Origin of the sequence: Carboxylicivirga mesophila, from assembly GCF_018271975.1 — a bacterium.
GTDB classification, from domain to species: Bacteria; Bacteroidota; Bacteroidia; order Bacteroidales; family Marinilabiliaceae; genus Carboxylicivirga; species Carboxylicivirga mesophila.
The window spans coordinates 18427-34045 of the sequence record NZ_JAGUCN010000023.1 but is presented as its reverse complement, the minus strand read 5'-3'; the positions used below and the strand labels follow the sequence as shown (position 1 = coordinate 34045).

Here is a 15619-nt window from a genome sequence, read left to right as displayed (position 1 = left end):
ACTAAACGTGATTTTAGTCATGTTTCTTAGGAACATACTGTTAAGTTATAAAATTTAACATTAGAACTATGAAGATGACACAAACCATTACAGATAAGCTTTAAAGACATTGAGGTCTTTTATTGTTTCGATATTAAGACTTAACAATGGCAAAATTGATGAAACCAAGCGTAATCGTAATCCGTTTCAAGGACAAAAGGATTAAATAGGGAATTCATCAGGCACTGCCTGAAAACAAATTGGGAAATGGGAAATTTTACTATCAGACAAAAGCTAATAGGGCTTATTGCAGCTATCGCTTTGGTACTATTAATCATTGGTACAATGACGTACCTTTCTTTTAATAAGATTGATACATTGCACGAGCATCTTGCCTATGCAAAACAACTGCAAGAGAACATGCTTAAAATGCGTAAATCAGAAAAGGACTTCATGCTGAGGGATTTAATCAGTTATGATTATTTTGAAACCGGACAGAGCAAATACCTGAACGCCTTTCATGAGGTAAAGCAAGATAACCTAAAAACACTGCAAACTCTTCAGGAAAGCCGTTATATTGAAGAATTCAACCTAGTTAACAACCTGCAGGAATTAAAAGCCGATTTTGAAGAATACGACAAACACTTTGATAGCCTGGTACAACTTCTCACCCAGCGGGGCCTTAAGGACTACGGGCGTATTGGCGAAATGCGAACAGCCGTTAAAGCACTGGAAGAGAATTACAACGACGCATCATTTATAGCAGCCCAACAATTGCTATTGCGTAAACATGAAAAAGATTATCTGCTTAGAAAGGATATTTCTTACCAGAAAAAGTTAAATGATGCTGTTGATGCTTTCATTAAACAGATAAAAAGCAGTAAGCAACTAACCGAAAGCAAGAAAGACATACTGACCATGCGATTAAAGAACTACCAGCAGGCCTTTAATAACATCATCAGTATTGACGAACGAATTGGGTTGAGTGAGACAGAAGGCATTAAAGGACAATTGCGGGCTACTATACACAAAACAGAACCTGCCATTGATGCCATTGTTGTTGCCATTGAAAATGAAAGTGAGCAATCAATCAATGCCACCATTCGAAACATCATTGTTCTCATTATCTTCTTTTTAGTAGCAACCATCAGCCTGCTTATCGTGATTCTTTCAACCATTCAAAACGGATTACATGCTGCACAGGATGCCGTTAATGCAGTGGCCCATGGTGACTTTTCACAAAATGTTGAAATCAAGAATCAAGATGAGATTGGCAAGCTGCTGAAAGATGTGCAACTAATGATTAATAAACTGCGCAAAAGCGTAACGGTAGCCACCGAGGTGTCGAAAGGTAACTTGCTTGTGCTGGACTCGATGAATGAAGATGAATTTGAAGGCGAGCTGGATGATGCACTCATTCAAATGGTGAACCGACTGAAAATTATTATTGAGGAAATAATGATAGCCTCTGATAATTTTGCAACTGTCAGTAATCAGTTGAGTACTTCATCGGAGCAATTATCTTCGGGTTCTTCGGAGCAGGCGGCTTCAAGTGAAGAAATTTCATCATCTATTGAAGAAATGACCAGCAGTATTTCGCAAAACGCTGATAATGCAAAACGCACCGAGCAAATAGCTAATAAAACTGCACGGGAAATGAATGAAGGCCAGCTGGCAGTAGATGAATCCAACAGAGCCATTAAACAAATTGCAGAGAAGATATTCATCATCAACGACATCTCACATAAAACAGATTTACTGGCCATTAACGCTGCTGTGGAGGCTGCCAGAGCAGGTGAGAATGGGAAAGGTTTTGCCGTTGTTGCCAGTGAGGTAAGAAAACTGGCCGAACAAACTCAACGTGCTGCCCGCGAAATAACAGAACTGGCAGCTACAAGTGTTGATATTGCTGAGAAATCGGGTAATATGCTTAAAACATTAGTGCCCGAAATTCAAAAAACGGCTCAACTGGTTGAGGAAATTAATATTTCAAGTGAAGAACAGAGTGCCGGTGTGACGCAAATCAATTCTGGCGTACAGCAATTAGCCAATATTACACAGGAAAATGCTGCATCATCAGAAGAGCTAGCATCAACCGCTGAAGAGTTATCTTCACAGGCAGCTCAAATGAAAGAAACAGTTTCATTCTTCAAAACGAAAGAAACTTCACCGCGCCAGGCTACATTAAAGGCAGGCAAAAAGAAATCAGCTAAAGTTGCGAATGAAGAAAAAATGGCCGAAGGTATTCAGATTGATATTGAAGAGAATACTAAATCGGTAGACGATGAGTATGAATCTATATAAAGATATACATCCCAATCAATCTATGAAATACAATTAATTATTGCTTAAGGCGACTGTCATCAAATCTATGACAGTCGCTTTTTTTTGTACTTTAGCTGTTCAAAACAGCATGTTATGAAAATCCAAACCCTCCTGTTACTGCTCTGCTCCTTCAACCTGAGTGCTCAATTATTAAGCCCCCTGCCTGATCATCTGAATAAACGCTTGCTTCTGGCTCATCCGACCACCAGCACCATTGAGGTTATTTCAACACTTCATCAGCATCAACTAATTGACCTAAATAGCATTGAACTGGTGGGCATATACCATAAAGATGAAACTTATGACTACAGCCAGTCGCAGCTTATGCTGGATACCATACATGGCATTAATTTGCAACTTTACCAACTAACAGATACTCTATTCGCAGACAGCCTGTTTTGCCATAATGCCTGCTCTCAAACTTTTCAACAACTATTTGACGAGAGCGAAGGTATCATCTTCTTCGGCGGTCCTGATATCCCCGCGTCTATCTACAACGAACTTCCGCATAAACGCACAGCAGTTACCGATCCTTTCCGCCATTATTTCGAAATCTCCTTTCTTTATCACCTGCTGGGTGGCTACCAGAACAGCGACTATAACCCTTTGATTGAGCAAAACACCAATTACCTGGTATTTGGCATCTGCCTGGGCATGCAATCGATGAATGTGGCCACCGGTGGTACGCTCATTCAGGATATACCAAGCGAAATATTTAATGGTGACGAAACAATGGGACTTGAACACCTTACATCAGAAGAGATACACCGCAATTTCTATGCTAAAATGCCGATCCACGAGGGTAAGCAATTGGCTGGTTCTAGTTTCCATCAAATCGTATTTAAGGATTATTTTTTTCCAAGCCTGGCGAGTATAGAGCCCGAATCACGACCAACGATAAACAGCTACCACCACCAAGCTGTTGAAACGCTGGGTAAAGGCTTTGTTATTGGTGCAACCTCTACCGATGGAAAAATCATTGAAGGAATGTTCCATGCACACTACCCCAATGTATTTGGCGTACAGTTTCATCCAGAACGCTCTCAATTCTATTTAAGATCCAAAAAGTACACGTTTCATCCTGAGGGGCAGCCGAAATTATTATCGGATTTCCTGGATGAAGAGAGCATGCAGTTTCATATTCAGTTCTGGCAAGGCATTAATGCAATACTGATGGAGTTATAGTATTTATCTATCCATAAAAAAGCCGGCTAAGGTTAGCCGGCTGCTATTCATAGCTCCCGATTAGTTGACTTAACGTAATCGTCTTGTTCGTTTTGATTTTACAAAACCTCCATAGCGGTAACTCAGCATAATTTCGTGACTCCCACTATTGTAATTCCCCAGGTTAGATACTGAGAAATCGTAGGAGTAACCAATCATCAATTCTTCAGTTACATTGACATTTGCCATAAAAGCCAATGCATCGCCCAAACGATATGTCAGACCCAGCCAATACATATCCTGATACACCATCTGAGCAGTGATGTCAGTTGATGGCGGTGCTCCTTCAACAAATTTATTGATGAATGAAGGTCGGAGCTTAAAGTCATCATTGATGGTAAACAGATAACCGGCCATGATGTAATAATGACGTTTTAAAACAGCCAAAGCATCTTGCTGTGCCTCCTCAGGATTAATCTCTGATTGAAATAACTTAGGTACTGATATTCCTGCATATAAACGTTCGTCGTAGATGTACAAACCAGCGCCCAAATTAGGCTGAAATTTGCGCTCCACCTGTCCCTGAAAAGAGGGATCGATTGAATTAGCATCAAGCAACAGATTATCCAACCCTACGTGGTAGTTATAAAATCCACCCTTGATACCCATCGACAGTTTTAAATCATCAGTCAGGTTAACTCTGTAGGCATAATTTACATTGAAATAAAAGTTATTGACAGGACCTACCTTATCGGCCACCAAAGCCACTCCAATACCCATATCGTGCTGCGTAAACGGCGTATGCGCGGCAAATGAATAAGTACGTGGTGCTCCATCAAAACCCGTCCATTGCATACGCGACAGAAACACCGCTTCTAAAGCATCCTGTGTGCCCGTATAAGCCGGATTGACCGACATAGTATTAAACATATACTGCGTATATAATGGCTCTTGCTGAGCTTTTACACTTACTGATAAAACAACCAGTGAGCAAGCCAATGCAATCTTAAATAATTTCATCATCTTCATTTCTGTATTGTATTATCAGTTATCGATTTAAATAGATATACCCTTTCAACACTTGCTTGGTGTCCTTAACATTAATGATGTAGAAGTAGGTACCAACAGGCAACTCATCACCAATAGAGAAACCTGCATTGGATGTGCCATCCCAATCATTCAAATACCTATCGGCTGTATAGACTACATTTCCCCAGCGGTTGAATACCTCTATGCTCACCTCTGTAAACTGACCTAACCATGGTATTTCATACATGTCATTAATGCCATCACCATTGGGTGAAAAGCCTTTGGATAGCGGATACTCATCATAACACAAATCGGTATCCAGATAGTCAGGCACCTCATCATTGTCGCAATCGCCAATACCTTCTTCCTTGTCACTGTAACCATCGCCATCCGAGTCATCATCCAGATAGTTAGGCACCCCGTCATTATCCGGGTCATCATCACCTTCAATATCGTCCGGAATCAGATCTTCATCACTATCTTTTATCACCACTGAGATCGTTACTGTAGCTGTAGCACATTCGCTCGGACTACCATCGTCGCATACCTGGTAGGTAAATGAGTCTATACCTATGAAGTCGGCATCAGGCGTGTAAACGAATGTTCCATCCACCTCCATAGTTACTGTTCCATTGCCAGGTCTTACCAGTGGCACTGTAGTTACATACAGCGTATTTCCTTCTTTATCTGTATCGTTATCCAAAACAGAAAATCCTTCCAATACTTGGTTACGCCCTGTTTCAAACACATCATCAACAGCGGTTGGAGCTTCATTAACCACCTTCTTTTCTGCAACAATGATTTGAACACTGGCACTTGAGCACAAAGCCGGACTACCATTATCGCAGGCCTCGTATGTAAAGCCATCCTCACCAAAGAAGCCCTGAACAGGTGTATACGTATAGGTTCCATCGGTATTAATTACCAAGGTACCATTGGTTACATCAACAACCGGTGTTGTATTGATGGTCAATTCATCGTTTTCCGGATCCGTATCGTTACTTAACAGATTGGCTCCATCCAGCACTTCATCCTGGTTAACAGTCGCCACATCGGATAATAACGTTGGGACATCATTCACCGGAAGAATAGTCACCGTCACACTAGCCGATGCACAATCGCCATCGCCGTCACACACCTGGTATTCAAATGATACATCGCCAAAATAGTTATTGCCCGGAACCAGCTTTAGGGTATTATCAGGATTAACGCTCACCAAAGCATTGGTTGGTTGTGCCACAACTGACACCATAATATTTCCATCTTCCAGGTTCGCATCATTAGCCAACACATCCATACTTTGTAAAGCGACATCCTCATCTGTTGAGAAATTATCAGCATTAGCTACAGGCACTTTATTGGGTATTTCATTATCAGTAATCGTAGCAGTAGCCAATATAGTGGCATCAACCAGCGCATTAGAAGATGTCAGTTGGAGCGTAAAGGTTTCATCAGCTTCCACATCATTATCATCGATACCTGCTACCGTAATTACCTGCTCCTCCCCTGCATTTCCGGCAAAGTAAATGGTGTTTGGCGTATTATCGTAATCAACTCCACCTGTTGCCGACACATCCAAAAACGAATAGTTCAGCTCAAAACCACCTTCAATGGCTTTATCTGCCTTGACAACAAACTGACCTGTTGCATTCTCTTCAAACGAAATATCCTCTACTGAAAGGCTTACAACACCATCATTATCATTAATTTTAGCATTTACTGAAGCCACTACATTTACCAGGCTACTGGCTGTATTTAGGGCTAAAGCAAATTGCTCGTCGGCTTCCACCACGTCATCATCCTCCAGATTAATGGTAATAATTTGTGATTCGAGAAGAGTGCCTGCAAACGCTATATCACCTGATGCAGGTACAAAGTCATCATTGGACGCTGTACCCGGTGTTGTTTGATAAGCAATGCTGAAACCTCCCTGAACGGCCTTATCAGCTTCTAAAGTAAATATAGCTTGCTGCGACTCATTGACAGTGATATCAGCAACTGTTACAGTGGCTGTTCCGTCATTATCAACAATTGTTCCTATAGCTGAATCATCATCACCCACCAAGGCATTTTGGCTGGATAGTGACACTATAAATGTCTCGCTGCCTTCCACTACATTATCATCATTCAAATCAACCGTGAATGATTGTGTTTCGTTGGCCCCACCGATAAACGTCAGCTGACCATCAAGTATATTGGTGTAATCATCACCTGCGGTGGCCGATTGCGGTGTTAGTGTGTAATCCACAACTAAACCGCCTGCCACCTCACGGTTCAATGATACGGTGAAGGTCATAGTCTCATCTTCATTAGCCGTCACATCTTCAATCGTCAGGTTGGCACTATCCTCATCAATAATGGTTATAAGTGATGCATCCGGTGCCTGAACTGCTGCAACTGATGGCGTATAAACGATATTAAACGTTTCATTCCCTTCAACCAAATCATCGTTTAAAGCACTCACCTCAAAGGTGACTGATTCACCTGGTGTGCCGTTAAAGACAAGCGGATCGCCTGCTGCTTCATAATCACTCACACCCGATGTTTCGTTATCTACAAACTGATAGCTAACTTCAAATCCGCCCTGAACAGCCTTATCCACTGCCAATGTAACCAATTGCGAACCACCTTCGGTAACTGACACACTGCTTACTGCGAGAGTAGCTGTACCATCATTATCGGCAATAGTAATAGTATTAAACGCTGGCACTGTCACTAAACCACTATTGGATGTGTAATTAACAACGTAATTCTCTGCATTCTCCACCACTGCATCATCGATAGTATTAATTTCAATGATTCGTTCCTGATTGACAGTTCCATCAAAAGTAAGCACATCAACTACCGAGGTATAATCAGAAACAGACATTGCAGTACCGTTAGCTGTAGCATAAGAAATATTAAACCCTCCCTGAACAGCTTTATCAACCACCAGTTTAACCTGGGCTTTATCGGCTTCACTAATAGCAACGTCGGCAATGGTTACCGTGGCCACACCATCATTATTAAGGATAGTACCAATAGCTGTTTGACTGGCATCAACCAAAGCATTGGAGCTGGATAATTGTAGCCTGAAGATCTCATCCGTTTCCACCATCTGATCATCAGTCAGCGTAACGTTAAAAGTCTTAGTCTCTCCTTCTGTGCCGGCAAACACCAATTCTTGTGGTTCATTATCATAATCTGAACCGCCGGTGGCACTCATATCAATAAAATTGCATGTCACTGAGGTACCGCCATCCACTGCCTGCGATAAAGTAACGGTAAAACTCAAAGTTCCATCTTCTGTCACTTGTGCATCATCAATGACCAATGTTGCATTATCTTCATCCACAATGGTAGCAGTAGCATTATCACTGGCATCCACCAGGGCATTCAGCGTACTTAGCTGTATAGTAAATATCTCCGACACTTCTACAATATCATCATTAATAGAGGCTACTATCACATCTTTTGTTTCACCCTCGGTACCTGCAAATACAATATTACCACCGGCATTGTTATAGTCAACACCGCCACTGGCCGTGCCGTCAATAAATGAATAGCTTAGCGCGTAACCTCCCTGCACGGCTTTATCTGCTGTTAAAGTAAATGTGCCGGAACCATTTTCATTCATGGTAATATTCTCCACAGTCACCTTGGCCTGTCCATCATCATCAGTAATATTCACTAGCGATGAAGCCTGAACATTTACCAGTGCTGATAGTGTTGAGAAGGTAACGGTGAAATTTTCAGTTTCTTCCACCACCACATCCGTCAGGCCATCAATAAAGAATGACTGCGTTTCGTTTAGCGTTCCGACAAATACTATCGCCTCGGCTGATGTCTCGTAGTCAGATTCGGCAGTAGCTGTGCCATCAGCCGTTGAACAATCCACTGTAAAACCACCCTGAACAGCCTTGTCAAGCAACAACACCACTTCGGCACGTTCTCCTTCAGCGACAATTACGTTAGCGACCGTCACATTGGCTGGTCCGTCATTATCAAGTATATTACCGGTAGCCGTATCCGAATCATCAACCAGTGCATTTGAACTGGTGATAGTTACGGTGAAGTTTTCGCTGCTTTCAACAATATTATCATCGTTAATATCCACATCAAAGGAATGTGTTTCACCAATATTTCCAGCAAAGGCCAGGGGCAATGATGTGGTAGTAAAATCATCTCCTACGGTGGCCGAACCATGGCTAAAGGCATAATCGACTGTGAAGCCACCCTGCACCGCATTATCAAGTTTTATGGTAAAAGTAGCGATCTCATGCTCGTTGATAGTCACATCATCAATGGTGATAGCTGCTGCATCATTGTCGTTAATAGTTCCCTGCGCTGCACCATTAGCGACTACCAAGGCGTTTGACGATGATAATCTGATGGCAAATGTTTCGGGGCCTTCCAGTAATGCGTCGTCGATACCAGCCACACTGATTTCTTTTGATTCATTGGGCGTTCCTGCAAAACTAACCGGTGTTACCTCATCATCAAAATCAAGACCTGCCACGGCACTGCCATCTTCGAAACTATAGTTTACCGAATAGCCGCCTTGCACTGCCTTATCAGCCACTAAAGCAAAGGTTCCTGTGCCATTTTCATTAAACGAAGCATTGGCAATACTGATGGTCGCCTGGCCATCATCGTTGGTGATGGTGGCCGTTGCACTACCTGTTACATCAACCAATGCGTGTGCCTCGGAGAATGTGAGCGTAAAGTCCTCATCTTCTTCCACTACTGCATCTTCTAAGGTAGCAATAGTTATGGTTTTCGATTCACCTGCGGTTCCGGCAAAAACCACGGAACCACTGGCTGCGGTGTAATCCTCTCCAGCTATGGCGGTGCCATTATTTGTCGAATAGTTGATGGCCACACCTCCTTGTACAGCCTTATCAAGTGTCAGCGTGAATTGTGCGTTGTCGCCTTCAGCAACGGTCACATTGCTAACTGTCACTGCTGCCGTTCCATCATTATCTGTTATGGTAGCTGTTGCCACATCATCGGCACCCACCAAAGGATTACTCGACGATAAGCTTACTGTAAACTCTTCACTTTGCTCCACCACATTATCATTCTGAGTGGTGACTGTAAAGTTATGTGATTCACCTGCAGCACCCGCAAATGTGAGTGTTCTGTCGGCTGGTTCGAGATAATCCACCCCTTTTTCGGCCGTATTATCTGTTAAATCATAGGTAATAACCATTCCTCCGGCTACTGCCTTATTTAGTGTGACTGTAAAGTTAGCGTCGCCTCCTTCTGTTACTGTTACGTCGCCCACTGTCACCACTGCCACATCATTGTCGATAACAGTACCGGTGGCCGTATCATCACTATTTATTAATGGATTGGCTGTTGATAGATTGATGATAAATGTTTCTGAGCCTTCCACAATGGCATCATCAATACCTGTGACATTAAAATCATGAGCTTCCGCTTCTGTACCTGCAAAAGTCAGACTTGAGCCTGTAACCGTGAAGTCAGTTCCCTCAATAGCTGAGCCATCTGTGGCATTGTAGTTCACTGTAAAACCGCCCTGCACTGCTTTGTCAACGGCTATGGTAAATACCGCTGAGCCATTTTCATCTACTGTCTGATTGACTATAGTTAGGGTTGCCTGTCCATCATTATCTGTAATCGAACCGATAGCTGTATCTGAAGCATCAATGGCCGTATTGGCTGTGTTCAAGGCAACTGTAAATGTTTCGATTGGTTCAACCACATTATCATCGCTAAGCGGAACAACTACTTGCAGTGTTTGTCCATCAACACCCGATAACACCACTGTTCCGCTCGCTCCATTGTAATCACTTCCACTGTTAGCCGTCTGGTCGGTAAGGTTATAGCCAACGGTTACCCCTCCCTGAACAGCCCCATTGAGCGTTACATCAAAAGCAATTTGCCCGTCGCCTTCCGAAGCAGAAGCATTAGCGATGGATAAGCTAGCATTGTCATTATCAATGATGGTTCCCGTGGCAGATGAGGCCACAGAGCCCACTGATAAGTTATTGAGGGTAACCGTGAACGTTTCATCTGGCTCAACAACAGCATCGCCAACAACTGGCACGCTAAAAGTGGTTGTATTGCTACCAAGTGCAATCATTGCCGAACCCGACTCAGTACTGTAGTCCTCGGGGTAGCTAGCTGTTGCCTCTGCAATGGCAAAATCAAATGAAAGGTTAGCAGCCACATTCTCTGATGCTGTCACAGTAAACACCATATTGCTACTGCCAGCATCTCCTTCGGTTAACGATGTATTAGCTACGGTGAGCACCACATCACTGTCTGAATTTTGCACATTAATGGTCAATACAAGGTCGTCAAATCCGCCATTAACATCGCTGGCTCTGATAACCAGACTATAGCTTGTCAGACTTTCATAATCAATAGCAGAGCTAGTATTAACTGCTACTTCACCGGTACCGGCATCCACTTTAAAAGCATTAGATGTATTGCCCGATAAGATGGAGTAACTAATCTTTTCACCATCCACATCATTATCCGTCCCGGTCAGCTGATCATTTATATCAAAAAAAATGGTATTATTAGCCGCATCTTCCGAAACAGTAGCTGTACCATTTATAATCGAAGGGATATCATCCTGGGCTGCAACACTTAAATTTACAGCGGCACCGGTTGTTGCATAAGCTGCTCCATCGCTGGCGTTCCACTGGAAAGATGTTGCACCATTCCAGTTAGCTACCGGCACAAATTTTAAACTGCTAATATCCGCCAAATCAATTTCCTGGTTAAGTATAACAGGATTGCCAGTCAATTGCAATTCACCTGCTGCTGCATTGGGTAAGCCGGTAATTTGAATTTTTACCATTGATTCACCTTCTTCATCGGTGTAGGCGGCGGTAAAATCCGTTGCTGTAAAGATATAGTCAACATCTTCGGTGGCATTAATACTTACATCAGATAGAACAGGCGCATCATTAACAGCATTAACGGTGATACTCACATCAGCTGTCACACAAGCATTAGGCGTTTGATCATCGCATATGCGGAAGGTAAAACTATCTGCCCCATTAAAATTCGGGTTGGGCGTATACGTATAATTACCATTGGCCAAAATTGTTACTGAACCGTTTACCGGAGGCGTAACGGGTGTTGTTTCAGCAGAAAGGTTACCGCCATCATCATCAGTAGTACCAGTAAGCAAATTACCTGCATAAGGGATATCTTCGTCGGTACTCACCACTTGTGACGATACAGTTGGTAATCCATTTACTGTGATGCTTGCATTGTTCACCAAATCAACTGTACAATTGCCGTTATCTCCACTGATGGTGAATGTATTATTGCCTACAGTTAAAAAGGTCTCTGATACATTCAGCGTCAAATCAGCATCACTACCTGTTCCGGAGGCCACTGGCGTATTGCTTGAGTTGTAGACTGTATAGACCACATCCTGCTCTGCCGATTGGATGGTAACAGTTCCTGCAACATTCTCAACAACCTGTGAGCCCTGCACAATCAGGCTGTTGTCAAGAACATTAACCACAGAAATAGTAAATGGTGCAGAGGCGTTGGAGCATCCTTCTTTTGTTACTTCCAATGTATAATCAGAGCCATTATCAGCCAACCTTACATCCGTCTTTGCCAATACTTTTGAGCTGCCAATTACCGATGTTCCCCGCTTCCAGGTATAAGTGGTGGCCACTGTTTCATCGGCACTTAGTGATAAGTCTTCACCAACACAAAGAGCCACATCTCCGGTAAAAGAGACAATTGGCGCAATGGATACCTCAAACTGCTTGGTGATTGAGCAACCGGACTTTGCAACCGACAATGAATAAGTGCCTGCATCGGCTAATGTGAGGTTACTAACCGTCAGGTTTTGCGCGGTGCTTAATACGGTTTCACCCTTCTTCCATATATAGCTGGCACCAACTTCCTCGGCAGTTAGCGACAAGGTACCTCCCACACAAACAGAAACATCACCCGTGAATAATACCGAAGGGCCAATGTGCAAGGCAAATTCCTCAATACTTTGTGAATAGCCATCATCCACCAAGACATAGATAATAGCATATCCTGATTGATCAGGAATAGGCACCACATTCAGCTGACGGCTGGCACCAGTCCCTGACAAACTGATTCCACTATTCTCAACTGCATTTTGGTCATGAGAATAAGCAATCACCGTCAGGTCATCAGCAGGGGTTTCAGCATCTCCAATGACAATTGGAAAACTCAATAATCCTTCGTTCGTACAAATAGTTTGATCACTAATGGCATTTATACTTGGTGCCGAATTACTCACCAGGTTAACAATACTTGATTGTAGTGCATAGTTTGTACCGTTAGAGGCTGTAAACTCAAAAGTGTACTTACCTCCAAACCCGCTTGGTGGCGTATAAGTAATATTACTTATCTGGCTGGCTAAAATTACCTGTCCTGCAGTAATTGGAACGCCAGATAGTCTTAGAATACCATTTGCCGGCAGTGTCAGTATTTGTATTTCTGTCAGTTCTAAATCATTAGGATCATAATACTTATCGGTAAAATCAGTCAGGTTAAAGCTAATGACCTCATCAATACCGGCAACTAAATGGATGTCTCCTAACACAGGCGCCTCACCATTAACGCATTTAGTGGTTCCGGTGGTGACATCGAAATTGATTAAAGGCATTCCCAGGTCGATGGCATTAAACCATGAATTCATGGTAGTTCCATTACCATTATAAGCGGTATTGTTTGAATCATAAATCCATACGCGCGGAATATGATTGTTAATGGTTAACTGCTTTTGCAGCGTTTCATCCATACTGCCGTTTCCGGTAGGATCGCCCCATGAGCTAATTTGTGTATCATCCCAGTAAAGAGTTGGCCCCAGTTTATTAAACGGACGAATGGAATAGGTTGATATACCACTTAACGACTCCACATCGTATAAAGGAAAGTGAGCTGGTCCGCGTCCTAAAAAGGTTGCTGTGGCCGTATAAGAGCCATCAGCCACCTCTGACCCATTATCGTTGGTAAAGTCCCAGAGCACATAATTAGTGCCAATTTTGAGCTCCAATTGCAATGCCTTATCATTTCCTGCAGTAGAGTATCCATTACCATCTAAATCGAGCAGTACAGTGGCGAAACCGTCAATGTTAGTCTCTATCTTAAACATGGTAATACTCTCAAACGGACAAGACACATTATTTTTTTCCAAAGTAATAGCACTTGGCTCCAGGGCTAATTCCTGAGGTTGACGATTATAGTCATAATCGTATATCAGATTGTCATCAAACCATACTTTTACAGCGGGTGGCGGTAATGCCGTATTTTGCCAAACCTCACGATCAGGATCGTTTAAGAAAATACGATACTCAGAAATATCACTTGTATTGGTAAGATCGCCATCCTGACTTTGAGCCTTTTCTATGACATTATCATTCACATCAAGAGAAACCCCATATGAGTTTGCTACAAAATTGAATGAATAAGGCTTCATTTCGTACTGCACCTTATTCACAAACTCATCGGCAGTAAAAACAAAAAAATCTGCCTTCACCGGATAGTCGGTATAGCTGGTTGTTGTAAATGCCCAGCCTTTAGACCAAAGCCTGCCAGCAGACACATTGGGCTGACCTGGATTTGTAATCACATTATTAGTAGCATCCGTTACAGTTACATCAAAAAACTCAAGCGCAAAACGTCGTCGTCTTAGTTGATTATTACTGCCTGCATTATAATCCCAACGCCATGTTTCAAACTCGATGTAATGATTACCGGTAGATTGGGCCTCATAAATGTATGGTGTGTATCCATCCCCATCAGAAATGGTTGCTCCATTTAAAATAACACCTTCGGGGCCTGCCACTGCTTCTGTGTAACTCGAAATATAACCTGCACCTGATGAGGGGAAGCGTCTTTCGGAAAATACAACATTGCCGCTCTCATCCAGAACGCGTACTGAAGTACGGGATGCATTTCCTTCTGAATAGTTAGCCATATGCATGCCAAAGTGCATCTTTTCGCCAGCATTCAGATATACATACAAACGCTCTTTATCGGTAGCGCTCTGTGTAGCAAAGTACTTATCATCGGCCCGATAAATCTCTAACCAAAGTCTATCGGTTGAGTTGGGCATAAATTGCTTTGTTCCTTCCTGAGCAAAGGTTATAAATGGCAAAAGATAAACTATTAAAAGTACTGTTTTACGAATTCTCATGTATCGTCGGGAATTAATTTAATCTATTGACGATTTTGTACGGTTTTCTATGGTGTATGTTGCTGTTACACCCCTACGTTTACACGAACACCAGCTTATGGCAGGATAAAGATCTAATATCCTTTGATGAAATAAATTTAAAGATGAAAGCCAGGGTATAAAAACAACAAAAGCCCATCTGAGAAGATGAGCTTTTGTGCGGTCTGGACGGGACTCGAACCCGCGACCTCCGGCGTGACAGGCCGGCATTCTAACCAGCTGAACTACCAGACCAATAGATGAAGTTTAAAACAAGCGGTCTGGACGGGACTCGAACCCGCGACCTCCGGCGTGACAGGCCGGCATTCTAACCAGCTGAACTACCAGACCAGTTTTACACTTCAATATTTTGGAAAACTAAACAAGCGGTCTGGACGGGACTCGAACCCGCGACCTCCGGCGTGACAGGCCGGCATTCTAACCAGCTGAACTACCAGACCAGTTTAGATTTTCTACAGTCTTTTTAATGATGCAATCTTCGTTTAAATTGCCTGCTTCCCTTTATTGATACCGTATTGAGTGGTACCCCTGTTTCTGAAAGCGATGCAAAGATAAAGCTTCTTTTCTATTATGCAATACATTTTTTCAATAGAAGTACTGTTTTTATTAACCTCAAATCCATTCAAGCTTTGTTGTCAGCCATTTATGATCAAAACTTTTTTCTGATTTTTTTCCTTCAGTCATTCTGCCACAAAAACCAGCTACAAAATATGAGCACCTTAAAGCCTGACAACACTATTCTGAGTTTTATTCTCCTTCATAGTTTATTGGCATTTCAAGATAAACATACACGAATACTATCGCATAAAATACATTGACAACTAACTAAAGTCACTTTGTAACAACCTTTGTTCATCGTATAATATCGTCAGATACAAAAAAAGGTGCCAAATAATGACACCTTAACTAATATTGTAAAATACAATG

Annotated in this window: 4 protein-coding genes and 3 tRNA genes; 2 read left to right on the top strand and 5 right to left on the bottom strand. The window is 42.5% G+C overall.

The features are described 5' to 3' along the window. Window positions 1–246: 246 nt before the first annotated feature. Both KEM09_RS17365 and KEM09_RS17360 read left to right on the top strand, forming a co-directional pair. Window positions 247–2283: a methyl-accepting chemotaxis protein gene (locus KEM09_RS17365; RefSeq protein WP_212230219.1), complete on the top strand. Its 2037-nt coding sequence runs from the start codon at window positions 247–249 to the stop codon at window positions 2281–2283. 114 nt (window positions 2284–2397) lie between these two features. Beyond that, on the top strand, window positions 2398–3489 hold the full coding sequence (locus KEM09_RS17360; protein ID WP_212230217.1) for a gamma-glutamyl-gamma-aminobutyrate hydrolase family protein: 1092 nt from the start codon (window positions 2398–2400) through the stop codon (window positions 3487–3489). Window positions 3490–3558: 69 nt separating this feature from the next. On the opposite strand, the gene KEM09_RS17355 is transcribed toward KEM09_RS17360, so the two are convergent. The 5 genes from KEM09_RS17355 to KEM09_RS17335 form a co-directional block, all read right to left on the bottom strand. Beyond that, window positions 3559–4491 carry a PorP/SprF family type IX secretion system membrane protein gene (locus KEM09_RS17355; protein WP_244825087.1) on the bottom strand — a complete coding sequence of 311 codons (933 nt, stop codon included), beginning with the start codon at window positions 4489–4491 and terminating at the stop codon, window positions 3559–3561. Window positions 4492–4516: 25 nt separating this feature from the next. After that, window positions 4517–14653, bottom strand: a complete 10137-nt coding sequence (locus KEM09_RS17350) for a Calx-beta domain-containing protein (protein ID WP_212230215.1) — start codon at window positions 14651–14653, stop codon at window positions 4517–4519. A 199-nt stretch (window positions 14654–14852) separates the two neighbouring features. Continuing rightward, window positions 14853–14926, bottom strand: a tRNA-Asp gene (locus KEM09_RS17345). A gap of 22 nt (window positions 14927–14948) precedes the next feature. After that, window positions 14949–15022 (bottom strand) — tRNA-Asp (locus tag KEM09_RS17340). 36 nt (window positions 15023–15058) lie between these two features. Then, window positions 15059–15132: transfer RNA gene (locus KEM09_RS17335), tRNA-Asp, on the bottom strand. Window positions 15133–15619 lie beyond the last annotated feature (487 nt).

What these genes read in the sequence shown, in the direction of transcription:
- KEM09_RS17350 (WP_212230215.1), bottom strand. Translation starts at nt 14,653, where the DNA reads ATGAGAATTCGTAAAACAGTACTTTTAATAGTTTATCTTTTGCCATTT.
- KEM09_RS17365 (WP_212230219.1), top strand. Translation starts at nt 247, where the DNA reads ATGGGAAATTTTACTATCAGACAAAAGCTAATAGGGCTTATTGCAGCT.
- KEM09_RS17360 (WP_212230217.1), top strand. Translation starts at nt 2,398, where the DNA reads ATGAAAATCCAAACCCTCCTGTTACTGCTCTGCTCCTTCAACCTGAGT.
- KEM09_RS17355 (WP_244825087.1), bottom strand. Translation starts at nt 4,491, where the DNA reads ATGATGAAATTATTTAAGATTGCATTGGCTTGCTCACTGGTTGTTTTA.